This is a genomic window from Microbispora sp. NPDC088329, from assembly GCF_040685655.1.
Classification (GTDB): Bacteria; Actinomycetota; Actinomycetes; order Streptosporangiales; family Streptosporangiaceae; genus Microbispora.
This window is the reverse complement of sequence record NZ_JBFBIP010000040.1, coordinates 1-26,831: the sequence shown is the minus strand read 5'-3', so window position 1 is coordinate 26,831 and position 26,831 is coordinate 1. Positions and strand designations below refer to the sequence as shown.

The following is a 26,831-nucleotide window of genomic DNA, read 5'->3' as shown; positions in this document are numbered from 1 at the left end:
TGGCGGCCGGTACGGCGCGGCCCCGGGTCCCGGCCCCGCCTCCCACGCGGCAGCGGTACGGCGGGCTGACCGGACGTCTGCGGCCGGGCGGCCGGGTGGGCCCCCCGGGCCGGCGGCCGACGGCAGCGCGGCGGCGCGGCGGATATGGAATGCGCGCCGGATATGAAATACGTGGCAATAAACGCCTCATGCGAATTCCCCGAATGAAAATGCGGCCGGAACAGGCCGGTTTTGCCCGGGGGGATCCAGACGTGCGGCGGCCCGTCAACGATGCACCGGGATCGGACCCAAATCAATCAGGCGCGCCGGAGAGAACGCATTCCGCCCGATTAGACGGAGATCAGGGCAGCATCAGGGCAGCCAGGAGACGCGGCCGCGCAGCAGGCCGTACCCGACGAAGGCCACCACGTCGATCAGCGTGTGCGCGACGATCAGCGGCATGGTCCGGCCCCAGCGCTGGTAGAGCCGGCCGAAGACCACGCCCATCGCGATGTTGCCGACGAAGCCGCCGAAGCCCTGGTAGAGGTGGTAGGAGCCGCGCAGGACGGCCGACACTCCGACCGCACGCCACGGCGACCAGCCGCGCTGCCCCAGCCGGTGCAGCAGGTAGCCGGCGACCAGCACCTCCTCCAGCACGCCGTTCTGGGCGGCCTCGGCGACCAGGACCGGGATCCGCCACCAGTGGTCCGGCAGGCTGTCGGGCACGACGTTCAGGTTGAACCCGGAGCGGAAGGCGAACAGGTAGAACACCAGGCCGGTGCCGCCGATCACCGCAGCGAGCGCGGCGCCGCGCAGCGTGTCGCGCCCCGGCTCACGCCAGTCGGCCCCGACCGTGCGCATCGACTCGCCCGACCTGGCCAGCAGGTAGGCGACGAGCCCCACCGGCGCCACGTTCACCGCGATCCCCGCGAGGTGCAGCGAGAGATCCAGCCACGGGCGGCCGGGAGCCAGCGAGCCGACGAGCACCGCGTGCTGGTCGCCGAGGTCCTTCGGCGCGGTCAGTGCGCCGATGAGGCGGATGAGCGACAGCAGGGCGCTGGCGCCGAGCGAGACCGCGAAGACCGCGACGATCTCCGGGCCGATCAGCCGTGGCGAGAGCCCGCGCAGATCGGCCGTGTACGGCTCAGCGGGCATGGCGGTGACCGGCCGGGTGGCGTCGTCCATGGTGGCAGGGTAGCCGCCTTCGGATGGACCCCGGCACGGTCGGCCACTCCGTCAGTACGGCAGCACACGGGACTTGAACGACGGTGCGACGAAGGCCGCCTTGAACTTCGGGAAGGCGACCGTGTTGGGGTTGCCGTCCGAGGTGTAGCGGTCGGTGGGGTTGGCCTTGAGCCAGTCGAGCCACGCCATCGAGCAGAACTTCTTGCAGTCGCCGACCTTCTCCTTCGACCTGATCCGCGGAATCCCGAGGGGGTCGAAGTCCTTGGTGAACGGCGACGGCGACGGGGTGTAGCCCGCGAGGAACACGCCCTTGTAGTCGTAGCGGGTGCCGCCCGACGCTCCCTGCAGTGCCCACTTCTTCTCGTGCGGCTGGTTGCCGTACGGCAGGGCGAGCGTGACCGGCGACGTCTTGACCAGCGAGGTGATCAGCGCCTGCCCGGCCGCGATCTGCTTCTCCACCTCGTCCTTCGGCTTGCCGAGCAGGTTGAGGTGGTCGCGCGTGTGGTTGCCGATGTCGAAGTTGTGGTCCTTGAGCCACTGCAGGACCTGCATCTGCTCTTCCTGGCGGGCCTTGCCGAACAGGTCCTTGATCACGTACATGGTCGCCACCGGCCGGAAGCCGGGATGCTTCTTCGCGACGTCCATCAGGATGCCGACCGCGCAGTCCGGCGCCGGATTGCCCATGCCGTCGAGAGTGAGCTGGGAAGGCGAGGAGTCGTCGAAGGTCAGCACCACCGGATGCTTGCCCGCCGGAATGTCGATCTTCCCGGTGACGTACTCGGCCGCGGTGATCGGCACATAGTCGTCCGCCGCCAGCCGCTCCAGCTCCTCCCGGAAGTCCTTCGGGCTGCGGTCGTCGCCCGGCGGCGGGTTGGTGACGATCCGGTGATACATGATCACCGGGATCTGCCCCAGCTCGTTGGCCTTCACCTGGGCGGCGGCGGCCGTCTCGGACTTGCGCAGTGCCGCCCCGGCGGCCGCGTTGTTCTGCTTGTGGCCGGCCGGGCTCGCCTGCGTGGCGTGCTTGCCCCCGCCGGCCGCGCAGGCGGAGAGCGCGACCGCCCCCAACGACGCAGCGGCGATTCCGGCAACCCTGAAGCGCCCCATGGATCCCCCTCATCGGGCCGCGCTTGACGATGAGGGGCTCCTACCCGCGCGACAGGTTCGCGTCACACTCGGTAGGACAAACATCACCCTAAGTGAGTCACATGTGGGGCTCGGCGCAGAAGGCGAGGCCGTCGCCGCCGATCTCGACCGGGCCCTCGGACGCGGCGGCGAACACCGAGTCTCCGGGCCGGAGCTTGACCTCGGACCCGGAGGCCGCGCGCACGTTGACGACGCCTTCGACGCACACCACGATCCGGGGCAGGCTGCCCGAGAGCACTTCGACCGCGCCGGGCGCGATCCTGCGGAGCAGGAACTCCGGCACCGGCGGCACGTACGCGCCGCCGACCGGCTCCACCGGCAGGGGCTGCGCGGCGGCGTCGGCGACCCGCAGCAGCTCCTCCACGTCGACGTGCTTGCCGGTAAGGCCCGCCCGCAGCACGTTGTCGGAACAGGCCATTATCTCCACCGCGAAGCCCTCGAGATAGCAGTGCATCACCCCTGCCCCGAGGAACAGCGCCTCACCGGGGGCCAGCGTGTGACGGCGCATCAGCAGCGGCGCCAGCACGGCCGGATCCTCCGGATAACGGCGGGCCAGCCGCACCACCAGCGCGTAGTCGGGGGTGTGGCAGGCGGAGGCCGCCCACACCACCGACTCGACCAGCTCCCTCCGAGAGCCTGGCCATTCCAGCAGCACCCGCAGCGCGCCGAGCACGTCGCCGCCGCGCAGCGCCGCGACCACCGGCTGCAGCGCGCTCACGTGCAGCCGCTCGACCAGCATCGCCGCCTGCTCGGGCGGCCGGAACCCGGCCAGCCCGGTGAACGGCGTGAGCGCGCAGACCAGCTCCGGCTTGTGCCAGGGGTCGGTGTAGTTCGCGTCGCCCCGCGCGTGGCCGTCGGCGGCCTGCTCGGCGTCCGGGTGGACCTGCAGCGACAGCGGCGCGTCCACCGCGATCAGCTTCAGCAGGTACGGCAGCCGCCGCCCGAACCGCCCGGCGACCGCCTCGCCGAGGGTCCCCACCGGGTCGGCGGCGACCGCGTCGGCGAGCGTGGTCTCGGCCCCGTCCCTGGTCAGCCGCGAGGGCGCGGCCGGGTGGGCGCCCAGCCACATCTCGGCCTCCGGCCCCGAGGCGGGCCGCCCGGTCAGCTCGGCGATGGCCGTACGGGAGCCCCAGGGGTAGTCCTTTATGGGGTTGATGAGCAGGTCCACGTGCGTCCTTCGGGCGTCAAAAGGGGGAGATCCGAGACTAACGGGGTTCGTTGACGCAGCGAAGCACCGGGTGACGGACGAGCGCGCCGGGGTCCACATCACCACCGGTGACGTGGAAGACCGCGCTCTCCCCGGGCAGCAGCGTGACGAGCTGGTCGTCCACGGTCGCGCGGGGGTCGAGCCGGTCGGGGAAGATCGCGAGCTCGCGCACGATCGTCCGCGCGGTCACGCGCACCCGCAGCCCTCCCTCGATCTCCTCGACCGCCGTGTCCATCTCCGCCGGAGGGTAGTCCATGGCCGGGTCCTCGCGGGGGAATCGCAGCGCGCGGGCGTCGCCGAGCGTCGCCACCAGCACCTCGCCCGCGGGGTTTCCGGCCCTGGTCACCCCCTCGGGCAGCTCCACGGACGCGGTGCCGCGCGCCGGGACCGCCACGTCGACGCGCTCCTTGGCCAGGATGTCCCCCGCCAGGCTGAGCCGGTCGACGGCGAGCTCGCCCGACCACGGCTCGTCGGTGTCGTTCACCACCGCCAGCGCGTCGCCCTGGAAGGTCAGCAGCCGGTCGGCGTACGCCCGGCGCAGCGCGTACCACAGCGGCTTGCGCCGCCCGCCGCCGTCGACCGCGGCCCAGGAGGTGACCGGCCAGCAGTCGTTGAGCTGCCACGCGATCGTGCCCATGCAGTGGGGTGCGAGCGCCCGGAACCGCTCGATGCCGAACGTCATCGCCCTGGCCTGGTTGAGCTGGGTGTAGTAGTGCCAGTCGTCGAAGCCGTCCGGCCGCGGCAGATGCTCGCCGAGGCCGCGCAGCAGCTTGAGGTTGCCGTCGACGGCCTTCTGGTGGTGGGTCACCCCCGGGGAGACCGGGGTCAGCGGGTCGTCGGAGACCGCCGTGCGCAGCGTCGCGTACGTCGGCGGGCCCTGGAAGCCGAACTCGGCCACGAACCTCGGCGTGTAGGTCGCGTAGTGGGTGTAGTCGTGGGTGTTCCACACCGTCCAGATGTGCACCGTGCCCCTGGACGGGTCGTTCGGCGGCAGGTCGGGGGCCCCGGAGTACGGGCTGCCCGGCCAGTACGGCCGGGTCGGGTCGAGCTCTGCGACGACGCGGGGCAGCAGGTCGTAGTAGAAGCCGCCGCCCCAGCTGCGGCCCTCCAGCTTCTCCTGCCAGCCCCAGTCGGCGTGGCCCTCGATGTTCTCGTTGTTGCCGCACCACAGCACGAGGCTCGCGTGCCGGGCCAGGCGGGCGACGTGCTCGCGGGCCTCGGCCTCGACCTCCGCCGCGAAGGGGCCCTCCTCCGGGTAGGCCGCGCAGGCGAACGGGAAGTCCTGCCAGACGAGCAGGCCCATCTCGTCGGCGAGGTCGTAGAAGTCCTCGCTCTCGTACATCCCGCCGCCCCACACCCGCAGGCAGTTGGCGCCCGTGCCGGCCGCCTGGGCGAACCGCTCGGCGAGGCGCTCCCGCGTGATGCGGGCGGGGAAGCAGTCGTCGGGGATCCAGTTGAAGCCCTTGACGAAGACCGGCCTGCCGTTGATCACGAAGGTGAAGGCGTCGTCGGTGCGGTCCAGCTCGACCGACCTGAACCCGATCCGGCCCGTCCACTCCTGGTCCTCCAGGCGCACGGTCAGGTCGTACAACGGCTGCTCGCCGTACCCGCGCGGCCACCACAGCTCCGGGTCGGGCACGGTCAGCGTGACGACGGCCCTGCGCCGCCCGGCGCCGACGGTGACGGTCTCGGTCACGCCCGCGACCGACGCCGAGAGGGTGAGCGGCCGCTCGGCGGCGCGCTCCACCTCCACGTGCACCTCGACCCTGCCGTCTCCGTGGACGAGCGGACGCACCCCGGCCAGGCGGGCGGTGCTCCAGGTCTCGATGCCGATGTGCCTCCAGATCCCGGCCGTGACCAGCGTCGGCCCCCAGTCCCAGCCGAAGTTGCAGGCCGTCTTCCTGATGAACTGGTACGGCTCGGCGTACGCGCCGGGGCGGTCGCCGAGGGCCGCCTTCTGCGCCTCGGCGTACCCGTACGGCGGATCGAACAGGATCTTCAGCGTGTTCTCGCCCGCACGCAGCAGGTGGCGCACGGGGAAGCGGTACGACCGGTGCATGTCGGCCGTCGCGCCGATCTCGACGCCGTTCAGCACGAGCGTGGCGACCGTGTCGAGCCCCGCGCACACCAGGTCGGCCCGGTCGTCGCCGGTGCCGTCCTGCGCGAACTCCCACGTGAAGGTGGTCTCGTACGACCACGCCGTGCGGCCGATCCAGGTCAGGCCGTCCTCGTTGTCGTCCAGGTACGGATCGTCGATCAGCCCGGCGGCGAGGAGGTCGGTGTGGACGCAACCGGGAACGGACGCGGGCAATCCCGCGACCACCGGCCGGAGCTGCCCGGTCGACGACACGGCGGTGACGGTCCACCCGTCGTGCAGGGGACGGTACGAGCTCACGCTGTCTCCTTAATCTTCGATCCCGCGCAGCCGGCGCACGCCACATAGTGATCATTTTCGACCTCGGCCAGCCCGGGGCGAGTCCGGCTGTCCTCCGGCGCCTCGTGATACGCGCATGGCACCTCCTCTACGACCGCGTCCGTCCACTTGGCGTGCAGCCGCGGCACCGAGGCCAGCAGCGACCGGGTGTAGGGATGCGCGGGGTTGCCGAAGACGAGGTCCGTGCGGCCCATCTCCATGATCTTCCCCTTCCTGAGCACGACAGTCCGGTCGCTGACGTAGTTGCCGAGCGACAGGTCGTGGGTGACGAACAGGATGCCGAGGCCGCGCGCCCGCAGGTCGGCGAGCAGGTTCAGCACGTCGATACGGGTGGACACGTCGAGCATGCTGATGATCTCGTCGGCGACCAGCAGCCGGATGTCGAGGAGCACGGCGCGGGCGATCAGCATGCGCTGGAGCTGGCCGCCGCTGAGCTGGTGGGGATACTTGCCGAGGACGTTTCCGGGGTCGAGCCGCACGCTCTCGAGTGCGGCCTCCACGCGCGTGCGCCACTCGTCCGCGCCCACCCGGGGGAAGTACTGCTCTTTGATCGTCGAGAAGACGCGATCGGCGCGGAAGACGGGGTTGTAGCAGCTGAAGGGGTCCTGGAAGACGCCCTGCACCTGCCGGTAGTACTCCTTGCGGTCCTTGATCGAGGAGATGTCCCTGCCGTCCAGGGTGATCGTGCCGGAGCTGACCGAGGCGAGGCGCAGGATCATCCGGCCGAGCGTGCTCTTGCCGCTGCCGCTCTCGCCGATGAGCGAAACCACCTCCCCCTCGCCGACCTCGAAGCCGACGTCGGAGACGGCCTTCAGCTCCCGCCCGCCGAAGGCGCCGACGCGATAGATCTTGGACACACCGTCCAGCTTGAGCATCTATTCGGCCTTCCAGCAGGCGACGTGGTGGCCGGGGGCCACCTCGGCGAACGGCGGCTGCTCGGCGCACCGGTCGAACGCGAGCGGGCAGCGGTCCCTGAACCGGCATCCCCCGGGCGGCTTGAGCAGGGACGGCGGGCTGCCGGGGATCCCCGTCAGCCGCCGGTCCTCGTAGCGCACCCCCACCTCGGGCAGCGCCGCGATGAGCTGCCGGGTGTACGGATGCCTCGGGGCGGTGACGAGCACCTCGGCCGGGGCCTTCTCGGCCAGCCGCCCGGCGTACATCACCATGATCGTGTCGGCGATCTGGTAGACGAGCGAGATGTCGTGGGTGACCACCATCATGCTCGTGACCAGGCCGTGGTCGCGGAACCCGAGCAGCGTCGTGGCCACGGCCTTCTGACTCGACACGTCGAGCGCGGAGGTGACCTCGTCGGCGATCAGCAGCGAGGGGTTCAGCAGCGTGGAGACGACCATGACCACCCGCTGCTTCATGCCGCCGGACAGCTCGATGGGATAGCGGTCGAGCACGTCCTTCGACAGGCCGACCAGCTCCAGCCGCCGCTCCAGCTCGGCCCTGTCCGCCCGCTCGCCGCGCGACTCCAGCAGCTCGCCGACCATCTTGCCGATCTTCCTGGTCGGGTTGAGCGCGCTCATCGAGTACTGCGGGATGAGTGACACCTTCCGGAAGCGGAACTCGTCCATCGCGCCGTCGTCCGACAGCGGCATCGCGGCGCCGTCCAGTTCGACCGTGCCGCCGACGTGGCGCATGCGGCCGTCCAGGCGGATCAGGCTCTTGGCGAGCGTGGACTTGCCCGAGCCGGACTCCCCGGCCAGGCCCATGATCTCGCGGTCCGCGACGGAGAACGTGACGCCGTCGAGCGCCTTCACCTCGCCGCGCAGCGTCCGGTAGTAGACCCGCAGGTCGGTGACATTCAGCGCCACGTCACATCTCCCTCAGCTTCGGGTTGAACACCTCGTCCAGCCCGACGTTCATGACGTAGAGCGCGCCGACGATCGCCGTGATCCCGGCGCCCGGCGGGATGAACCACCACCACAGGCCGAGCTGGAGCGCGCTCCACCGCGCGGCGTTGTTGAGCATCAGCCCGAGAGAGACCCCTTCCGTGGGTCCGAGGCCGATGAAGTCGAGCGAGGCGGCGATCAGGATCGCGCTGCCGAACAGCAGGATGAACGTCAGGAACAGGTACGAGCTCATGTTCGGCGCGATCTCCCGGAGGATGATCTTCGGAGTGCGCACGCCGCTCAGCCGGGCGAGGTCGACGAAGTCGCGCGAGCGCAGCGAGAACGTCTGCGCCCTGATCGCCCGCGCGGCCCAGGGCCACGAGGTCAGCCCGATGAACAGCGCCTGCACGCCGATGCTGCGCACGCCCAGGTACGCGTTGACGATCAGCAGCACCACCAGCGCGGGCAGCACGAGCACGATGTTGGTGAGCATGGTGAGCAGTTCGTCGACCCACCCGCCGCGGTAACCCGCGACGAACCCCACGACCATGCCGACGACCGCGGCCAGCACGCCGCCGAGCACGCCCACGAGGAACGTCGAGCGCAGGCCGTACACGAACTGGGCGAAGACGTCCTGGCCGAACGTGGTGGTGCCGAACCAGAACTCCCCGGACGGCGGCGCCATGGCCGGCCCGACGTAGTCGTTAGGCCCGTGGTCGAACAGCAGGGGCCCCGCCAGACCGGCCACGAGGAACACGGCGACGATGATCGCGCCGACGACCAGCTTGCGGTTGCGCAGCGCGAAGTGCAGGGCCTCGCGGCGTGCGGTGGTCATGCCGCTTCTCCCATCCCGGTCCTGGTGCGCGGGTCCACCAGGACGTACGCGATGTCGATGACGAAGTTGGCGATCAGCACGCCGATGACGATGAACAGGAAGGTGCCCTGCAGCAGGAAGAAGTCCTGGTTCTGGATCGCCTGAAGGATCAGGTGGCCGAGTCCGGGATAGCTGAAGACGATTTCGGTGACCAGCGCGCCGGCCACGAGCACGCCGAGTTGCAGGGCCAGGCCGGTCACCTGGGGCAGGATCGCGTTCCTGAAGGCGTAGCGCCGCACCAGCCGCGCCGGCGCGCCGAGCGCCCGCAGGTAGTTGACGTAGTCCGCTTCCAGCTCATAGATGATCATGTTGCGCATGCCGATGGCCCAGCCGCCGAACGCCACCAGGAACAGGGAGGCGAACGGGAGGAACCAGTGCTGCGCGAGGCTGCCGAGGAAGGTCCACGACCAGGACGGCCGCAGGTCGAAGCCGTAGGCCCCGGCGACCGGGAAGATCCCCGCGACGATGCCGAGCGCCCAGGCCAGCAGGATCGCCAGCCACATGTACGGCGTCGCGGTCAGCACGTAGCCGACCGGGAGCACGCTGTTGTCGAGCCACTTGCGCCGCGCGGCGAAGGCGCCGAACCTGTTGCCCGCGAACCAGCTCAGCAGGATGGACGGGATCAGCAGCCCCAGCGTGTACGGGACCGCCCGGACGATCACGTCGGTCACCGGCGTCGGGAACAGCCAGATGCTGATGCCGAGGTCGCCCTTCAGCAGCGATCCCCAGAAGTTCAGATACTGCTGCCACAGCGGCAGGTCGAAGCCGAACATCGCGGTGTAGTGCGCCCGCATGGCCTCGACGGCCGCGGGCTGCGCGACGTTGGCCCGCGAGAGCATGCTCGACACGGGGTCGCCCGGCATGAACCGCGGGATCATCCAGTTGACGGTCACGGCCACGAAGAACGTCAGGCCGTAGATGAGGAGTTTTCTGCCGAAGTAGCGGCGCAAGATCGACCTCCCGGTCGCGGAACGGCGCCCCCCTCCCGTACGCAGGATGGAAGGGGGGCGCGAGTAGATCAGCCTCCGGAGGCCGGCTGGAGTTCGGTGAGCATGAGCGTGCCGCCCATCTCCAGCCAGTTGCGCCACACGGTCGGCGGATACTTCGGCGTGTTCGGCGCACTGCTGGGCCAGTTCTTCCAGACCGAGTCGGTCGTCTGGGACCACAGGCCGTTGTACCAAAGCGGGATGACCGGCATGTCCTCGAGCTGGATCTTCTGCAGCTCCGAGGTGATCTTCTGCATGCCCGCCAGGTCGTCGGGCTTGACCCGGTCGAGCTGCTGGGTGAGCTCCCACGCCCGCTTGTTCTCGTACCGGCCGTAGTTCGTCGTGGTCTGCAGCTTCTGCACGGGCAGCCGGAACAGGTAGTCGTAGTACAGCCAGGGCGTGTTCGCCAGCTGCTTGTCGTTGTTGAGGACGAGGTCGAACTTGCCCTGGTTGCGCACGTCGACGAGCGCGTTGTAGTCGGGGAAGTCGGCCTCGATGTCGATGCCGGCGGCCTTGGCGCTGGAGCTGATGACCCGGGCCGCCTCCATCCAGTCGGTCCACCCGGCGGGCACGATCAGCTTCAGCGAGATCTTGGCGCCGTTCGGCGACTCCACCAGCCCGTCACCGTTGCGGTCCTTGTAGCCCGCGTCGGCGAGCAGCTGCTTGGCCTTGTCGGGGTTGTAGGAGAAGCCGAGCGTGGAGGTGACGTTCTTGTCGACGTACTTGTCCCACTGCGGCAGCAGGCCGCTCGGGTCGGACGCCTTGACCAGGTTGCCGTAGACGCCCTCGACGATCTTCTTGGTGTCGATGGCGTAGGCGACCGCCTTGCGGAACGCCTTGTCGTCCATCGGCTTCTTGGCCGTGTTGAACCACATCCAGGTGGTGTTGGCCGACAGCATGTACGGCGGCTGGTCGTAGTAGGTCTTGATGCCGAAGCTGCCCTTGACCAGGTTGGCGATGCCCGGCAGGAAGTTCACGCTGAGGTCGAGGCCCTTCTGCAGCAGCAGGCCCATCGCGACCTCGTTGCTGGAGTTGACGATGTCGACGATGTACTTGGGCTTGACGTCCTTGTTCAGCGCCTTCGTCGCCCACCAGCCGTCGCGCTTGACCCAGACCATGCGGTCCTGGTCGTGGGACTGGTAGGCGTACGGACCGGTGCCGACGGGCTTCTCGTTGACCCCGTTCATCACCTCGTCCTCGGACCGCCCCTCCCACAGGTGTTTGGGGACGATGGCCCGGCTGTAGAGGTGGTTGGCCCACTCCTGGTGATTGGCCGTGGTGAAGGTGAATTTGATCGTGTAGTCGTCGACCTTGTCCGCGCTCTTCATCCAGTCCCACAGCGGGTGGTAGGGGACGGTCTCCATCTTGCCGAGCTCGAACGTGAAGATGACGTCGTCGGCCGTGAACGGCTTGCCGTCCGACCAGGTGACGCCCTTGCGCAGCTTGAGGGTGTACTCCAGGTCACCGGTCCAGTCGCCGCTCTCGGCCAGCCACGGCGAGAACTTGTCGGTGTTCGGGTCGTACATGAACAGCGTCTCGTAGACCAGGCCCTTGGTGCCGGTGGCGAAGTCCCACTCGCGCAGGGGGTTCCAGTTCGCGGGCGGCCCCCACTGGGTGCCGCTCGTGTAGAGGGTCTCGTTGCGGGGGAACGCCCCGCCGCCCGCCGGAGCGGCGGCGCCGCCTCCCGCCGCGCCCCCGGTCGCATCTCCCGCCGGTCCGGTCGGCGTGGACGATCCCCCGCCTCCCGAACAGGCCGCGCTCAACAGGCCGGCCGCCAGCACCGGTATCAGAAACCGTGTTCGGTTTCGCATGGTGACTCTCCTCATGCCAGACCCCGATGTTGTTCGGCTCGCTATTGCTGAACCGGATAAGTACCGAGACCGTAAAATCGGAATGTCGCCGGTGTCAATAAGGGGAAGATGTAGGCAAAGTAACGGTAGTAAGGTGAGGGCCACTGGACCGGTTCAGTCGAGGGGACACGTGAGAAGACCCACCATCGCGGACATCGCACGCCAGGCCGGGGTCTCCAAGGGCGCGGTCTCATACGCCCTGAACGGCCAGCCGGGGGTGTCCGAAGCCACCAGGGCCCGCATCCTGGCGATCGCGGACGAGATCGGCTGGCGGCCGAACATCGCCGCCCGCGCGCTCAACGGCGCCCGCGCGCACGCCGTGGGCCTCGCGCTGTGCCGCCCTGCCCGTTTCCTCGGCGTCGAGCCGTTCTTCATGGAGCTGATCAGCGGCATCGAGGCGGAGCTGTCCGCCCGCTCGTACGCGCTGCTGCTCCAGGTCGTCGGCGACCACGAGGCCGAGATGGGCGTCTACCGCCGCTGGTGGGGGGAGGGCCGGGTGGACGGCGCGATCCTCGTCGACCTCCACCTCGACGATCCCCGGGTGCCCCAGGTGGAGGAGGTGGGCATGCCCGTCGTCGTCCTCGGGCACCCGTCGGCCGCCGGATCGCTCGTGCCGGTCTGGGCCGACGACAGGGCGGCCGTACGCGAGACGGTGGAGTATCTCGTCGCGCTCGGGCACCGGCGGATCGCCCGCGTCGCCGGACTGCCCCGGCTGTCGCACACGGCGATCCGCGACCGCGCGTTCGGCGACGTCTGCGCCGGTCTCGGGCTGGACGCCTGCCCCATCGTGCACACCGACTACACCGGCGAGGAGGGCGCGCGGGCCACGCGGCGGCTGCTCAGCTCGCCCGAGCGGCCCACGGCGATCGTCTTCGACAACGACATCATGGCCGTGGCGGGTCTTTCCGTCGCCCAGGAGATGCGGCTCGACGTGCCGGCCGACCTGTCCGTCGTCGCCTGGGACGACTCCCCGCTCTGCCAGGTCGTCCGTCCCCCGCTGACCGTGCTCACCCGCGACATCCCCGCGTACGGCGCGCACGCGGCGCAGCGGCTGCTCGCGCTGATCGACGGCGTGGAGGCCACGCCGCTGGAGGACGAGGCCCCGCGCCTGACCACCCGGGGCAGCACGGCGCCACCCGCCTGATCGGCGTGGTGCGCGGTTACCGCGTTTGAAAGGTGACGTTCAGGGGAGATCGCTACACTTGGCCCCGTTTGCCGCTACTGGCTTTCGACCTGGCGAGAAGCGCCTGGTCCGACCCTCAGGAGCACGACAGTGGGTCACGTCGACGTCCGTCCGGCGCCCCCGGCGGAGGACCTTCCGGCGCCGCCACCCAGGACGCCCCCGAAGTGGCGGGCCTGGCTGTGGGTCACGCTGTCGGGAGCGCTGGGCGTGCTCGCCGGCGCCGTCACGTTCACGGTCGGCGGATACGTCAAGCTGAGCGGCAACGTCAAGCACGAGACGGTGACCCAGAAGGATCTCGGGGGCGAGGAGGCACGCCCGCAGAAGATCAGCAAGGCGCTCAACGTGCTGATCGTCGGCTCCGACCAGCGCAACGGCGCAAACGCCAAATACGGCAAGTTTCCCGGCGAGCGCACCGACACGATCATCCTGGCGCACATCTCCCCGAACCGGGACGGCGCGGTGCTCATCAGCTTCCCCCGCGACTCGCTCGTCCGCCTCCCGGCCTGCTCCCCCAAGGGCAACCTCCCCGGTCAGCGGCCCCACGTCGGCATGATCAACGAGTCGTTCAACTCCGGCGGCATCGGCTGCACCTGGAAGACGATCGAGGGACTCACCGACATCCACATCGACCACTTCGTGAAGGTCGACTTCACCGGCTTCAAGGCGATGGTGAACGCGCTGGGCGGCGTCCAGGTCTGCCTGCCGCAGGCCGTCCACGACAAGAAGGCCCTGCTCGACCTGCCCGCGGGCAAGCAGGTGCTGAAGGGCGAGCAGGCGCTCGGGTACGTCCGCGCCCGCTACTCGCTCGGCGACGGGTCCGACATCGGCCGGATCCAGCGCCAGCAGATGTTCCTCGCCTCGATGGCCAAGAAGGCCATGAGCGGCGAGACGCTGACCAACCCGGCGACGCTGTTCGGGTTCCTCGACGCGGCGACCAGGTCGATCACCACCGACCCCGACCTCTCGATCGGCGTGATGAAGGAGCTCGCGACGAGCGCGCAGGGGCTGACCGCCGGACAGATCCGCTTCGTCACCACCCCCTGGCGTTACTCGATCACCAATCCCGGCCGGGTCGAGTGGGTGCAGCCGCAGGCCGACCGTCTGTTCAAGATGGTCGCCGCCGACCAGATCGCCAAGAACGTCAAGAGCGGCGAGCAGAAGGTGCCCAAGTCGCAGATCCACATTCTGATCCGCAACGGCAGCGGGCAGCAGGGCCTCGGCACCCAGGTGGCCGCCGAACTGGAGCAGCGCGGCTACCACATCGTCAAGGTGGAGCAGGCGCCCAAGCCGTACGCCAAGACCGTCGTCGCGTATTCGGACAACGGTGAGAGCCGGGCGTCCCGGCTCTACCGCGAGCTGAAGAAGGCGCGCTCCCGCCGGGTGGGCACGGCCACCACGCAGACCCTCGTGCTGGGGATCGGGGCCGACTGGAAGGGAATGAAGCCCCCCAGGACGCTTGACGACGTGGAGGGCTTCGACGCCACTCAGGACAGCTGCACGGCCTCTTAACCGTCCGGCCTCTTAACCGAAGAGCCAGCCGAACAGGCCGCCGCCGCGGCGGGACGAATCCTGCGCGGGGGCCGGCGCGGTCGTCGGCTGCTCGGTGGCCGGCTCGGAGGTCGGGGCCGTCGCCGCCTGCTCCTCGGAGCCTGCCCTGTCCGTCCCCGAGGTCCGTCCATCGGCCCGCTCGTCGCCGGACGACCGCTCCGGCGTGTCGACCGACACGCGGGACCGCGACGGGCGTGAGGCCGCGCCGTCAGCCGCGTCGTCAGCTGTGTCGTTCCCGGAGCCGGGGTTCTGCGCGTGGGACCGGGGGGCGTGCGAGGGCGCGGCGGGCGCCGAGGTCCCGGACGTCGCGGGCCGGGTCCGGGTGGGTTCCGCCCTGGGGGCGTCGCTCGGGGCGTCACTGGGCGCCTGGCTCGGCACGTCATCGGACGGGCCGGTGGGAACGTCGGTGGGGACGTCAGTGGGGGCGTCGCCGGACTCTCCGGTCGCGGTGTCGCCGTCGGCGGCCGGCGAGACGGGCGCCGTCACGGCCGGCTTCGCCCCGGCGGCGCAGTCCGCCTCCGCGCAGTCCGCGCCGGAGGGCTGTCCGACCCACAGCGCCAGCGCCCAGATCGCACCGAGGACCCCGACGGCGATCAGGCCGGTCCGCAGCAGCAGCCCGCCGCGTCGCGAACCCTCGTCCTCGTCCTCCTCCGGATCGGGGGTGTTGCGCCAGCCCGAGCCGAGGAAGCCGCGCGGATCGGTGTCGCCGTCGCTCACCAGGCCCCCCTCGCTCATCAGGGCCCCGTCGCTCGCCAGGCGCCCCTCGCTCACCGGGCCCTCGTCGCTCGCCAGGTCGTCGGAGCGGAGCCGAGCGGTGCGTCCGGCGGTGTAGTCGTCCTGGTCGGCGTGGTCGGCGGGGGTCTGCGGGGGCTGATCCGGCCGCCAGTCCTCGGACAACACGTCCCCGTGGTCGCGCGGCGCGGCGCCCAGAGCCTGCTCGTCGTGCTCCTCCGACCAGAAGCGGTCCCCCTCCGCGGCGTGTTGCCCTTCGCCTGCTATGTACGGCCGGATCAACGAACCGTCCTGCTCATAGGCGTCCTCCGTGACCGGGTCGCGCATGAAGTTCCTTCCTCAGTGGGATTTGGGTCATGTCCCAATAGCGAACGTTCCTAGCACTTGTCGACACGTCCTGTCTGGAAATTTCACAACAATCGCTGGAAGCAGGTTTGTCATCGTCGTGACAAACCTCTGAAACCCATCGGGCTTGACGGGATTCCTGGAACGGTCTTTAATATCGACTAAACCGACTGACTTGGTAGGAATCGCACGGAATAGAGGACAGGCATGACAGTACGCAGGCTCGGGGCCATCGCAGCCGCCGTCATGGCGACGACCACCCTGGTCACCGCCTGCGGGGGAGGCAGCGACGCCGGCGGGGGCGACGGCGCAGGCGACAAGGTTCAGTTGGCGCTGGTCGCCTACTCCACCCCCCAGGCGGCGTTCGAGGACATCATCAAGGCGTTCCAGAAGACGCCCGAGGGCAAGAACATCACCTTCACGCAGTCGTTCGGCGCGTCCGGCGACCAGAGCCGCGCCGTGGCGAACGGGCTCAAGGCGGACATCGTCGAGTTCTCTCTGGAGACCGACATCACCCGGCTCGTGAAGGCCGGCATCGTCGCGCCGGACTGGAACTCCGGTCCCACCGCGGGGCCGAACAAGGGGATCCTCACCAAGTCCGTCGTCGTCATCGGGACCCGCAAGGGCAACCCGAAGGGCATCAAGACCTGGGACGACCTCGTCAAGCCCGGGGTCGAGGTCATCACGCCGAACCCCTTCACCTCGGGCGGCGCACGCTGGAACCTCCTCGCGGGGTACGGCGCCAAGTCGAACAAGGGCGCCGACCAGGCGGCCGGGCTCGCCTACCTCGACTCGCTGCTCAAGAACGTGCCGGTCCAGGACGACAGCGGCCGCAAGTCCCTGCAGACCTTCACCGGCGGCAAGGGTGACGCGATCCTCACGTACGAGAACGAGGCGATCTTCGCTCAGCAGAACAACCAGGAGATCGACTACACGGTCCCGGACTCGACGCTCCTCATCGAGAACCCGGTGGCCGTGACGAAGAACAGCGCCCACCCCAAGGAGGCCGCGGCCTTCCTCAAGTACCTCTACTCGGTCGAGGCGCAGACGATCTTCGCCAAGAACGGCTACCGCCCGGTCGTCGACGGCGTGACCGGCTTCGACTGGCCCACCCCGCCGCAGCTGTTCACGATCCAGGACCTCGGCGGCTGGGACAAGCTCACGACGGACTTCTTCGACCCCAAGACCGGCAAGGTCGCGGAGATCGAGCGCAAGCTCGGCGTGGCGACGGAGAAATGACGCAGGAAGTGACCGCGATCACCGTACGACCTGTCCGGCGCCCCGCCGGCGGCACCGCCGCCGGCCTCGGCGTCGCGGTGCTGTACCTGAGCCTGATCGTGCTGATTCCGCTGGCCGCCGTGGTCTGGCGCTCGGGCGAGGAGGGCCCCGGATACTTCTGGCGCTCGGTCACCACCCCCGACGCCTGGGCGGCGCTCACCCTGACCGTCGGGGCCTCGGCGCTCGTCGCCCTGGTCAACCTGGTCATGGGAACGGTGATCGCCTGGGTGCTGGTCCGCGACCGCTTCCCCGGCAGGGCGGTGCTCGACACGATCATCGACCTGCCGTTCGCGCTGCCGACCATCGTCGCCGGTCTCGTCCTGCTCGCGTTGTACGGCCCGCAGTCCCCGCTCGGCATCAATCTCGCCTACAGCAGGGCCGGAGTCGTGCTGGCGCTGATGTTCGTCACGCTGCCGTTCGTCGTCCGTACGGTGCAGCCGGTCCTGCTCGAGCTCGACACGGAGATGGAGCAGGCGGCGGCCTCCCTCGGGGCCCGGCCGTTCCAGACCTTCCGCCGGGTCATCCTGCCGAACCTCATCCCCGCGATGCTGTCCGGCACCGCCCTCGCCTTCACCCGGGCGATCGCCGAGTTCGGCTCGACCGTGCTCATCTCGGGCAACCTGCCGTTCAAGACGCAGGTCGCCGCGGTGAACCTCTTCAGCCAGATCGAGGGCGACAACACCACCGGTGCGGCCGCGATCTCGACGGTCCTGCTCGTGGTCGCCCTGGTCGCCCTGATCACGCTCGACGTCCTGCAACGCTGGGGGAGCCGCCGTGGCTAAGCACGTCCTGCGCCTGGTCGCCGTCGTCTACGTCCTGTTCCTGCTGGTCCTGCCCGTGGCGCTGATCATCTGGCGGACGTTCGGAGACGGGATCGGGCCGTTCGCCGAGGCGCTGACCTCCCCGTCGGCCCTGCACGCCTTCAAAGTCACGCTGACGGTCGCCGGCTGGGCCGTCGTGGCCAACACGGTCTTCGGGGTCGGCGCCGCGCTCCTGCTCGTGCGGCACGAGTTCCCCGGCAAACGGCTGCTGGGAGCCTTCATCGACCTGCCGATGGCCGTGTCACCGGTCGTCGTCGGGCTCGCGCTCATCCTCGTGTACGGCCGGTTCTCCCCCGTCGGCGGACTACTGGAGAGCTGGGGACTCCAGGTCATCTTCTCCACCCCCGGCATGGTGCTGGCCACGGTCTTCGTGGCGCTCCCGCTCGTCGTACGGGCCGTCGTACCGGTCCTGGAGGAGCTCGGCGACGAGCAGGAGCAGGCCGCGCACACGCTGGGCGCGAGCCGCCTGCAGACGTTCGTCCGCATCACGCTGCCCGGCATCCGCTGGGCCCTCGGCTACGGAATCGTGCTCTGCCTGGCCCGTTCGCTCGGCGAGTACGGCGCGGTCGCGGTGGTCTCCGGCCGCCTCGTGGACCAGACCCAGACGCTGACCCTGTTCGTCGAGGAGCGGTTCCAGAACTTCGACCAGCCGGCCGCGTTCGCCGCCGCCACGGCCCTCGCCCTGATCGCCGTGGTCACCCTGCTGCTCACCAAGCTCCTGCGCCCGAAGGATCGGTCTCATGGCAATTGAGGTACGCGATGTGAACAAGTCGTTCGGGACGACCCCCGTCCTGCACGACGTGTCACTGGACGTCGCCGCGGGGTCGCTCACCGCCCTGCTCGGCCCGAGCGGCGGGGGCAAGTCGACGCTGCTGCGGGTCATCGCCGGCCTGGAACGGCCCGACACCGGCACCGTCCGGATCTCCGGCGTCGACGCCACCCGGCTGTCCCCGCAGCGGCGCAACGTCGGCTTCGTGTTCCAGCACTACGCCGCCTTCAAGCACCTCACGGTCTTCCGCAACGTGGCCTTCGGGCTGGAGATCCGCAAACGGCCCAAGGACGAGATCCGCAAGCGCGTCATGGAGCTGCTCGAACTGGTCCACCTGGAGAAACTGGCCGACCGCTACCCGTCCCAGCTGTCGGGTGGCCAGCGCCAGCGCATGGCCCTGGCCCGGGCGCTCGCGGTGGAGCCCGAGGTGCTGCTGCTGGACGAGCCGTTCGGCGCCCTCGACGCGCAGGTGCGCAAGGAGTTGCGGGCGTGGCTGCGCCGGCTGCACGACGAGGTCCACGTCACCACCGTGTTCGTCACCCACGACCAGGAGGAGGCCATCGAGGTCGCCGACACGATCGTGGTGCTGGCCGGGGGCGAGGTCGTGCAGGCCGGCAGCCCCGGCGAGGTGTACGACAACCCGGCCAACCCGTTCGTGATGCGTTTCCTGGGCCCGGTCACCGAGATCGGCGGCAGCCTGGTCCGCCCGCACGACATCGAGATCAGCCAGGATCCCGTCGAGGGCGGCTCGCCCGCCGTGGTCTCCCGCGTCGTACGGCTCGGCTTCGAGGTGCGCGTGGAGGTGGAGATCGGCGGGCACGAGGCGTGGGTGCAGGTGACACGGGAGCAGGCCGACCGGCTCGGTCTCGGGCCGGGCGACACCGTGCACCTGCGGCCCATGCCCGGCGCCCGATCCCTGGCCCTCGCAGTGTAAGAAGATGCGGCTTTCCGTACGGACCCAGTACGCCCTGCGCGCCGCGGCCGAACTGGCCGCGGCGGCGCCGGGGCCGCTCCCGGCCGAGCGGATCGCGGCCGCCCAGCGCATTCCGCGGCGGTTCCTCGACAACATCCTGCTGCAGATGCGGCGGGCCGGCCTCATCCACAGCCAGCGCGGGCCCGATGGCGGCTACTGGCTCGCGCGGCCCGCCGAGCAGATCACGCTCGCCGACGTCGTCCTCATCATGGAGGGCGCGCCGCAGGACAGCGAGGGGTTCCACGGCGTCGCCGAACCGCTCGGCGACGTCTGGACGGCCCTGCGCGACCACGAGCAGGCGACGCTCACCGAGGTCACGCTCGCCCACATCGCGACGGGTTCACTTCCGCCCCTCTAATCACCTTTGCGCGCCCGGTACTTGTGCAAGACTCCGCATTCAGGTGGAACGTGCCGTGGCGTAGAGGCAGGCGGGATGGGTACTGCTGGGCAGCTCATCGTGGGGCGATACCGGCTGGTCCGCGCCCTCGGCCACGGCCGCACCGGGCTCATGTGGGAGGGCCGCGACACGCTGCTCGACCGGCCCGTGGCGATCCGCGAGGTCCTGCTGCCCCCCGACCTCGGCGAGACCGCGCGGCTGCGGCTCGTTCAACGGATCTCCCGCGAGGTCCGCCAGGTCGAGCGGCTGCGCCACCCTCACATCGCCGCCGTCCACGACGTCGCCGAGGAGGACGACACGCCGTACGTCGTGACGGAGCTGGTCCCCTCGCGCTCGCTCGACGGGGTGATCTCCGGCGACGGACCGCTGCCCCCGGCCGAGGCCGCGCGCGTCGCCCGCGCGGTGCTGTCCGCGCTCACGCACGCCCACGCCGCCGGCGTACGGCACGGCGACGTCCGGCCGGCCAACGTGCTCCTCGCGCACGACGGGCGGGTGCTGCTCGCCGACTTCGGCATGTCCGTGCCGGCCACCGATCCGGCGTTCGCCCGGTCTCCGGAAGCCGGCAGCCCTTCCGCCGGCCGTGGCACCGAGACGTACCTCGCCCCGGAGCGGGCCGCAGGCGGGCCGCGTACGGCCGCCGCCGACCTGTGGTCGCTGGGCGCCACCCTCCACCTGGCCGTCACCGGCAGGCCGCCGGGGGGCCAGGGGCCGCCGGATGACCTGCCCGGGGACCTGCCCGGGCAGCTACACGACGTGCTGACCGGGCTGCTGGCCCGGGAGCCCAGGCGGCGGATCGACGCGGAGACCGCCGACCGCCTGCTCGGCGAGATCGAGCCGCCCGCCCCGCCCCGGCCCGTACGCCGGAAGCCCGGCCGCACCCGGCTCCTCGTCGGGGTGGCGGCGGCCGTCCTGGTCGGCTGCGCTCTCGGAGGCTGGGCTGCCGGGGGTTGGGCGGTGGGAGGCTGGGGGGCGTTGCGGCCCGGCGGCGAGAACCGGGCCGAGGCGGGGGCGGTCGCCTCTGTCGCTCCATCGGCTTCGGCCTCCCCTGTGTCGGCCCCTGTGTCGGCCCCTGTGTCGGCCCCTGCGTCGGCCCCTGCGTCGGCCCCTGCGTCGGCCCCTGCGTCGGCGTCCGCACAGCCCGCCCGGCGGCTGAAGCTGAAGTGGCACACGTCTGACGCCGGTTGGCGGGTCGGCGTGCCCCGCGGCTGGGCTCGCGAGAAGGGGCCGTACTCGACCTCGTGGCGCTCGCGGGACGGCGAGGCGACGTTCACGGTCGAGGTGACCGCACAGCGCGGCACCGACCCCCTGGCGGCGCTCGGCGAGGCGGAGGCGATCCTCCGCCCGGTCGCCACGACCTACCGCAAGCTCCGGCTCGAAACGGTGACCAGCCGGCACGGCCCTGCCGCCGACTGGGAGTTCACCTGGACCCCGCGTACAGCGTCGGCGCGGGACCACCTGAACAAGGGAGTGAAATATCACCAGTACCGACGGGTGATCTCCACCGCCACGACGACAAGCGTGCTCACCTGGACCGCTCCCGCCGACGGCTGGGACGCCCTGTGGCCCACGCTCGTCAGGGTGCTCTCGCTCTTCCAGCCGCCCTCGCCCGTCTCGCAACCCCCTGTGGCGACGCCTTCCACGGCCTGAAATCCGCCCGCGCTCTCCTCGGCTGTGTCATGATGACGCACGAGTGAAAGTGACAACGGTTTTCATTTTGATCGGGAGCCAAGATGCGAGTGGCGTTCGTCGGCAAGGGCGGAAGCGGCAAGACCACGCTGTCGTCGCTGTTCGCGCGATACGCGACGCGGAGAGGACCGGTCGTCGCCATCGACGCCGACATCAACCAGCACCTCGGCCTGGCCCTGGGCCTGCCTGCCGAAGCGAAGGCCGACGCGGCCGGGCACCCGCCCCCGCTGGGCGGGATGCTGCAGGAGATCAAGGACTACCTGCGCGGGGACAACCCGTTGATCCGCGACACCGCGTCCATGGTGAAGACGACCCCGCCCGGACGCGGATCCCGGCTGGTCCGGCTGGGCGACCCGTTCTTCCCGTCCCGTCCTGTCGAGGGCGTCGCGCTCATGGTCACCGGACCGTTCGACGAGGACGACCTCGGCGTCGCCTGCTACCACTCCAAGCTCGGCGCGGTCGAGCTTTATCTCAACCACCTGGTCGACGGCCCGGGTGAGTACGTGGTGGTGGACATGACCGCCGGGGCGGACTCCTTCGCCTCCGGGTTGTTCACCCGGTTCGATCTCACCTTCCTGGTCGCCGAGCCGACCAGGCAGGGCGTGAGCGTCTACCGGCAGTACCGCGACCACGCCGCCGGCTTCGACGTCGCCATCGCCGTCGTGGGCAACAAGATTCACTCGCCGGACGACGTCGACTTCCTCCGCGAGCACGTCGGCGACGACCTGCTGACCTGGTTCGGCCACTCCCCCGCCATCCGCGGCATGGAGCAGGGCCGGCCGTTCACGCTCCACGACCTGGAGCCCGCCGGCCACCTGGCCCTCGCCACGATGCTCGACAGACTCGACGCGCAGCCCAAGGACTGGCCGAAGTTCGGCAGGCAGGCGGCCGAGTTCCACATCAGGAACGCCCGCGCATGGGCCAACCGCGCGACGGGACAGGACCTGGTCGCGCAGATCGACCCCGGCTTCGTGTACGGCCCGGCCGTCGCCGCCCCATGAACGTGTCGCCTCCGCGCCACATGGAGGCCCGCCGCGTTCGACATACCGTCAACTGCGTTCCCCGCTTGTCCGAGGAGACAGGGGAAACGCCGTCGAGAGGAGAACACGCTCATGTCACTGTCCGTGTCCAACGACCTGCTCGACCAGGCCCGCGCCGGTGAGGTGGACGACGCGGCCTTCGTCGCCTGCGTCCGCGACTCGCTGCCGTACGCCTGGGCGACGATCACCGCGCTGGTCGAGCGGCGGGACCGGTCCGGCGCCGACTTCGCCGACAACCAGGTGCCGCCGCCCGACGAGGCCGCTCGCGGTCAATTGCTGCGCTGCCTGGCCAGCGACGCGATGCGCGGCGCCCTCGAAAGGCACTTCGGCGTACGGCTGGCCTTCCAGAACTGCCACCGCGTCGCGGTGTTCCGCCCCGACGCCACCGAGGCCTACCAGGAGTTCGTCACACCGCGGGCGCAGATCCTGAATCAGAGCCCGGAACTGGTCGACTGCTGACCTGCTCGGACCAGCCCGGACCAGCTCGACCAGCTCGATCGGCTGACCCGGCCGGTTCTCCCGAACTGGCCCGGGCTGAGGTCCCGAGCTGGCCGCCAGGCTGAATCTCCGGGCTGGCCACCGGGATAGATTCCCGGGCTGGTTCTCCGGGCTCAGGCTGGGGGCGGCGCGCCGGTTCACGCCGCCTCCAGCCACCACCGGCCACCTGCAGCCGCCCGCCTCGGGACTTCAGCCCGGGCCAGCCCGGGAGAACCGGCGGCCATCACACGGCCCATCACGCGGACCGTGACACGACCCGCCGGACGGCCGGAAGCACCTCAGCGCCGAGTCGTGCGATGTTCTCCAGCGTCCGCGCGCGGTCACCGGCGCCCTCGACCATCAGGATGAGGTGCCGCAGCCCGGTTCGCGCCACCGTGGCGGTGATCTTCTCCACGCAGTGTTCCGTCGAGCCCACCGGGTGGATCCGGCACAGCAGGTCCACGTATTCCGCAATGTTCCGCCGTGGGGATGGCCGGCCGTCCACGGGGACGTACCCGGCCAGTCCCGGCCCGAGCCAGCGTGGCAGCGACTCACGCATCTCCCGTACGGCCTGCTCGGTGGTGTCCGCCACATGCCCGAGCACGGCCCCGATGTGCGCCGCCGGGACCGCGCTCGGGAATGTGGCGTACCGCTCGTAGCCGGCGATCATCTCCGCCTTCTCATCGTCGCCGATGTGCATGCCGAGAAGCATGGGCAGTCCCCGTTCGGCGGCGAGCCGCACCGTGCCGTCCGACGTGCAGGCGACGACCGGCGACATATAGGCATGCGGGACCATCGTGACCTCACGGAAGCGGAAGAACTCGCCGTCCCCCGCCACCGGCCCGTCGGTCAACGCCGAGCACAGCAGGTCGAGCGACTCGGGGAAACCCCGCTCGAACCTCGCCGTCCCGGTGCCGAAGACCTCCAGCTCCAGCCACGGACCCCCGCGCCCCACGCCGAGCCGGAATCTGCCGTCCGACACGTGATGGAGAATCGCCGCCTGCTCCGCCAGCGCGATCGGATGCTGGGCGGACAGCACGCTGACCGCCGTCCCGACCACGATCCGCGAGGTGCGGCCCAGCGCCACGGCTGCCAGCGTCGCCGCCGACGGGCACACACCGTAGGTCATGAAATGGTGCTCGGCGATCCAGGCGTCGTCGAACCCGGCTCGTTCTGCCGCCTCGATCGCCTCGACCGTGCCGCGCAGCACGTCTCCGGGTGCCATACCAGGAAACCCCGCCGCGATGAGGAAGACGCCGATCCGCATACCTGCGGCCGCGCCCTATCGCGGGCCGCCGTTGACGTAAAGCGTCTGACCCGTGACGTATGACGCGTCGTCGGAGGCGAAGAAGGCCACCACCGACGCGATCTCGGTCGGCTGACCGACACGCCGCAACGGCACGGCCTGCGCCATGGTGGCCTGGTGCTCCTCCGGAGTCACCCCCAGCCGCACGGCCGTCGCCTCGGTCATCGGCGTCGCGACGTATCCGGGCGCGACCGCGTTGACGCGGACACCGAACGGGCCCAACTCGATCGCCATGGTCGCGGTGAGCCCCTGGATGCCCGCCTTGGCTGCCGAATAGTTGGCCTGCCCCCGGTTTCCCAGTGCCGACCGGCTCGACAGGTTGACGATGGCTCCGGACCGCTGCTCCACCATGTGCTTTTGCACTTCCCGGCTCATGAGGAAGACGCCCTTGAGGTTCACGTCGACAACCTTGTCCCAGTCGTCTTCCGACATACGGAACAGCAGATTGTCGCGGGTCAGCCCGGCGTTGTTCACCAACACGTCGATCCGCCCGAACTCGGCCATCACCCTCGGCACGAGCGCCTCGACCTGAGCACCCTCGGAGACATCACAGCCGAACGCGACCGCCCTGCCCCCGGTGACGGTGATCTCGTCCACGATCGAGGCGCACTGGTCCGTGGCCAGGTCCACGCAGGCCACCACCGCGCCCTCAGCGGCCAACCGGCGTGCGATCGCCGCGCCGATCCCCCGCGCCGCGCCGGTGACCACCGCGAACTTCCCGATGAATCGTGACATCGCCAGCCTCCTCGCGCCGATTCGATCACAGCAACTTACTCCGAGTCATGCTCCCGTGTATCTCGGCGCAGCCACGCCGCGAAGCGCCATCCCGGTCGTGCGGCGCGTCACCATGCGCTTGTCCAGCGGGCGTCCATGAACCTCGGCCGAGTCACCACGCCGGCAGAAATGCGCGGCACTCGCGAAGCCCGCTCCATCCCCAGCCCGGTGAAAGTCCAGGATTAGTTCCGCCGCCTCGGGGCTCGGGTGGGGTGGTGGTAGGTGAAGGTCCAGCGGTCTTTGCCGGTTGTGTGGCGGGTGTAGCGCTCGGGGTGCTGGTAGCGGTCACGGTTGTGGAACTGGCAAGCCGGGCCGAGCAGCTTCAGGTCCGTGAGCCCGCCGGTGCTCCAGTTGTCGGCGTGGTCGATCTGGCACATGGTCGCGGGCAGGGGGCAGCCGTCGATCCAGCAGGTGGCGTAGCGGGCGAAGACCGCCCGCCGCTGGGCCGGGGTGGCCAGCCTGACTTTTCGGCCCATGTCGAGGACCTGTCCGTCGGCGTTCATGACCAGGCGTACCAGGGCGGAGGTGCGGGCCAGGCGGTGCACGCCGGAGACGGGCAACACCTGCCCCGTGGCCAGCAGCAGCCCCGGCGCCCTGCCCAGCAACGCCCCCACCAAGGCCCCCGGCCATGTTCCCGGCCCTGTCATCGGGTCTGCCATCGGGTCTGCCCCTGGATCTGCCCCCGGCTCTGGCACCGGCCCTTGCTCCGAGTCTGCCCCCGGCTCTGTCGCCGGGGCTGGACCCAGCCCTGTCACCGGGGCTGACCCCTGCTTTGGATCCGGCCCTGCGGGCGGCGTCTGCGGCGCTCCTTCCGGTGGTCCCGGTGGTGTCCCCGGCGGCTCGCTCGACGAGCGTCCTGCCCCGCCGCACCCGCACGCGCTCTCGCCGTGCCTGCGGCGCCCGTGGCCGTGGTCCTCACGACCGCAGGTGTCACAACCGTGGTCCTCGCACGTTCCCAGGCCATGCCGGCGCTGCCCGCCGCGCACGTCGCCGTGGGCCTCAGGTGTGCCCAGCCCATGGCGGCATCCCCCCGCAGGCCGAGGCCCGGCGTGGGCGTGACAGGCAGAGGTACCCCCGGAAGAAGGATCCGGCGGTCGACACTCATCCCAGCGCGACCTACCCGACCGTGACTCGCTCTGCTGTGGCTCGCTCGACCGCACCTTCTCCGGCCGCGTCCCCTCCGACCGTGCCTTCTTCGACCGCGTCCCCTCCGGCTGTGTCCCTTCCTGCTGCTTGCTTTCCGGCTCGTTGCCCTCCGACTGCGCGTATTCGGCCGCGTCACCGGGTCCAGCGGCACCGGCACCCGGAGCGACCGCGTCCGTCCCCTCGGCCTCGCCGGACGCAGAGCACACCGCCTCCTCGGCGGGCTCGATGAGCTCGGCTGGTCCCACGGACTCGACGGGCTTGATGAGCTCGGGAGCGGCCGACTCGGGGGCGGCCGACTCGGGCTCTGCAAGCTCGGGGGCGGCGGGCTCGGTAGTCTCACTGCGATCGCACAGGTCATCACCCCGGCCGCCAGCGTCAACGACGTCAACGCCACCCGCATCATCCACGTCACTCACGTCATTCGCGTCCTCCGGGCCAGCGGCGTCGCTGGTGCCGGTGTCCTCGAGGTCCTCCGTGTCCTGGCAGTTCTCGCAGTTCTCGCTGTCCTCGGTGTCGGTGGGGTCCTCGGGGTGGTTGGCGTCGTCGTCCTGGTCGCCCTGGTCGGGGACCGGGTCGTTGGCGGGGTCGGTGGGGAGGGACTCGGCGTTGACCAGCACCAGAAGCTCGGTGACGATCTTCTGCTCCAGCAACGCGATCAACGCATCGGCCTGACGTACCCGCAGCGGCCGGTCATCACCCTCCGCCCGGGGCCGGGCATAGGCGTCCAGCAACACCCGCAACCGGGCGGCCGCCTCACGCGGCAGATAAAACTCCCCCTCCAGCCCACCCCCTTTGCCGGGACGGACCCGCAGAAACCGCCGCCCGTAATCGGCCCGCTCATCACGCTCGTCCCCATC

24 protein-coding genes are annotated in these 26,831 nt (G+C 70.3%); 11 read left to right on the top strand and 13 right to left on the bottom strand.

Annotation, left to right across the window (positions count from 1 at the left end; genetic code table 11):
* Positions 1–351 precede the first annotated feature (351 nt).
* From AB0O28_RS38555 to AB0O28_RS38515, 9 genes are all read right to left on the bottom strand, one after another.
* Complete coding sequence (locus AB0O28_RS38555; RefSeq protein WP_363647750.1) at positions 352–1,164, bottom strand: CPBP family intramembrane glutamic endopeptidase; 813 nt, start codon at positions 1,162–1,164, stop codon at positions 352–354.
* A gap of 51 nt (positions 1,165–1,215) precedes the next feature.
* On the bottom strand, positions 1,216–2,271 hold the full coding sequence (locus AB0O28_RS38550; RefSeq protein ID WP_363647748.1) for a polysaccharide deacetylase family protein: 1,056 nt from the start codon (positions 2,269–2,271) through the stop codon (positions 1,216–1,218).
* 97 nt (positions 2,272–2,368) lie between these two features.
* Complete coding sequence (gene manA / locus AB0O28_RS38545) at positions 2,369–3,478, bottom strand: mannose-6-phosphate isomerase, class I (protein ID WP_363647746.1); 1,110 nt, start codon at positions 3,476–3,478, stop codon at positions 2,369–2,371.
* Positions 3,479–3,515: 37 nt separating this feature from the next.
* On the bottom strand, positions 3,516–5,912 hold the full coding sequence (locus tag AB0O28_RS38540; protein ID WP_363647744.1) for a glycoside hydrolase family 2 protein: 2,397 nt from the start codon (positions 5,910–5,912) through the stop codon (positions 3,516–3,518).
* Positions 5,909–6,826 carry an ATP-binding cassette domain-containing protein gene (locus tag AB0O28_RS38535; RefSeq protein WP_363647742.1) on the bottom strand — a complete coding sequence of 306 codons (918 nt, stop codon included), beginning with the start codon at positions 6,824–6,826 and terminating at the stop codon, positions 5,909–5,911. Before AB0O28_RS38535 ends, AB0O28_RS38540 begins: the two co-directional genes overlap by 4 nt.
* Positions 6,827–7,771 carry an ABC transporter ATP-binding protein gene (locus AB0O28_RS38530; RefSeq protein WP_363647740.1) on the bottom strand — a complete coding sequence of 315 codons (945 nt, stop codon included), beginning with the start codon at positions 7,769–7,771 and terminating at the stop codon, positions 6,827–6,829.
* A gap of 1 nt (position 7,772) precedes the next feature.
* Positions 7,773–8,624, bottom strand: coding sequence for an ABC transporter permease (locus tag AB0O28_RS38525; protein WP_363647738.1), 852 nt, complete (start codon positions 8,622–8,624; stop codon positions 7,773–7,775).
* Entirely contained in the window at positions 8,621–9,613 is a 993-nt protein-coding gene (locus AB0O28_RS38520; protein WP_363647736.1) for an ABC transporter permease, read from the bottom strand. The genes AB0O28_RS38525 and AB0O28_RS38520 overlap by 4 nt, the downstream gene beginning before the upstream one ends.
* A 68-nt stretch (positions 9,614–9,681) precedes the next feature.
* Positions 9,682–11,460, bottom strand: a complete 1,779-nt coding sequence (locus AB0O28_RS38515; RefSeq protein ID WP_363647734.1) for an ABC transporter substrate-binding protein — start codon at positions 11,458–11,460, stop codon at positions 9,682–9,684.
* A 169-nt stretch (positions 11,461–11,629) separates the two neighbouring features.
* Between AB0O28_RS38515 and AB0O28_RS38510 the strand changes: the two genes are divergently transcribed.
* On the top strand, positions 11,630–12,643 hold the full coding sequence (locus AB0O28_RS38510; protein WP_363647732.1) for a LacI family DNA-binding transcriptional regulator: 1,014 nt from the start codon (positions 11,630–11,632) through the stop codon (positions 12,641–12,643).
* A gap of 129 nt (positions 12,644–12,772) precedes the next feature.
* Positions 12,773–14,191: an LCP family protein gene (locus AB0O28_RS38505; RefSeq protein WP_363647730.1), complete on the top strand. Its 1,419-nt coding sequence runs from the start codon at positions 12,773–12,775 to the stop codon at positions 14,189–14,191.
* A gap of 12 nt (positions 14,192–14,203) precedes the next feature.
* Here AB0O28_RS38505 and AB0O28_RS38500 read toward each other — a convergent pair whose 3' ends face one another.
* A complete protein-coding gene (locus AB0O28_RS38500) occupies positions 14,204–15,289 on the bottom strand; it encodes a hypothetical protein (RefSeq protein ID WP_363647728.1) in 1,086 nt (361 codons plus the stop codon).
* Positions 15,290–15,514: 225 nt separating this feature from the next.
* Between AB0O28_RS38500 and AB0O28_RS38495 the strand changes: the two genes are divergently transcribed.
* From AB0O28_RS38495 to AB0O28_RS38460, 8 genes are all read left to right on the top strand, one after another.
* On the top strand, positions 15,515–16,546 hold the full coding sequence (locus tag AB0O28_RS38495; RefSeq protein ID WP_363647726.1) for a sulfate ABC transporter substrate-binding protein: 1,032 nt from the start codon (positions 15,515–15,517) through the stop codon (positions 16,544–16,546).
* Positions 16,543–17,367 (top strand): sulfate ABC transporter permease subunit CysT, encoded by an 825-nt coding sequence (cysT, locus tag AB0O28_RS38490; RefSeq protein WP_363647724.1) that lies wholly within the window; start codon positions 16,543–16,545, stop codon positions 17,365–17,367. The genes AB0O28_RS38495 and cysT overlap by 4 nt, the downstream gene beginning before the upstream one ends.
* On the top strand, positions 17,360–18,157 hold the full coding sequence (locus AB0O28_RS38485) for a sulfate ABC transporter permease subunit (RefSeq protein WP_363647722.1): 798 nt from the start codon (positions 17,360–17,362) through the stop codon (positions 18,155–18,157). The genes cysT and AB0O28_RS38485 overlap by 8 nt, the downstream gene beginning before the upstream one ends.
* Positions 18,147–19,109 (top strand): TOBE-like domain-containing protein, encoded by a 963-nt coding sequence (locus AB0O28_RS38480; protein ID WP_363647720.1) that lies wholly within the window; start codon positions 18,147–18,149, stop codon positions 19,107–19,109. The genes AB0O28_RS38485 and AB0O28_RS38480 overlap by 11 nt, the downstream gene beginning before the upstream one ends.
* A 4-nt stretch (positions 19,110–19,113) precedes the next feature.
* Complete coding sequence (locus AB0O28_RS38475; RefSeq protein ID WP_363647718.1) at positions 19,114–19,506, top strand: Rrf2 family transcriptional regulator; 393 nt, start codon at positions 19,114–19,116, stop codon at positions 19,504–19,506.
* 75 nt (positions 19,507–19,581) lie between these two features.
* Positions 19,582–21,192 (top strand): serine/threonine-protein kinase, encoded by a 1,611-nt coding sequence (locus AB0O28_RS38470; RefSeq protein ID WP_363647716.1) that lies wholly within the window; start codon positions 19,582–19,584, stop codon positions 21,190–21,192.
* An 83-nt stretch (positions 21,193–21,275) separates the two neighbouring features.
* Positions 21,276–22,232 (top strand): ATP-binding protein, encoded by a 957-nt coding sequence (locus AB0O28_RS38465; RefSeq protein WP_363647714.1) that lies wholly within the window; start codon positions 21,276–21,278, stop codon positions 22,230–22,232.
* Between the two features lie 111 nt (positions 22,233–22,343).
* Positions 22,344–22,730 (top strand): SCO5389 family protein, encoded by a 387-nt coding sequence (locus AB0O28_RS38460; protein ID WP_363647712.1) that lies wholly within the window; start codon positions 22,344–22,346, stop codon positions 22,728–22,730.
* Between the two features lie 274 nt (positions 22,731–23,004).
* On the opposite strand, the gene AB0O28_RS38455 is transcribed toward AB0O28_RS38460, so the two are convergent.
* From AB0O28_RS38455 to AB0O28_RS38445, 3 genes are all read right to left on the bottom strand, one after another.
* A complete protein-coding gene (locus AB0O28_RS38455) occupies positions 23,005–24,015 on the bottom strand; it encodes an LLM class flavin-dependent oxidoreductase (RefSeq protein ID WP_363647710.1) in 1,011 nt (336 codons plus the stop codon).
* Positions 24,016–24,030: 15 nt separating this feature from the next.
* Positions 24,031–24,789, bottom strand: coding sequence for a glucose 1-dehydrogenase (locus tag AB0O28_RS38450; protein ID WP_363647708.1), 759 nt, complete (start codon positions 24,787–24,789; stop codon positions 24,031–24,033).
* 221 nt (positions 24,790–25,010) lie between these two features.
* A complete protein-coding gene (locus AB0O28_RS38445; protein WP_363647706.1) occupies positions 25,011–25,487 on the bottom strand; it encodes a DUF222 domain-containing protein in 477 nt (158 codons plus the stop codon).
* A gap of 1,017 nt (positions 25,488–26,504) precedes the next feature.
* Between AB0O28_RS38445 and AB0O28_RS38440 the strand changes: the two genes are divergently transcribed.
* A partial coding sequence (locus tag AB0O28_RS38440) for a hypothetical protein (protein WP_363647704.1) occupies positions 26,505–26,831 on the top strand: 327 nt, incomplete at its 3' end.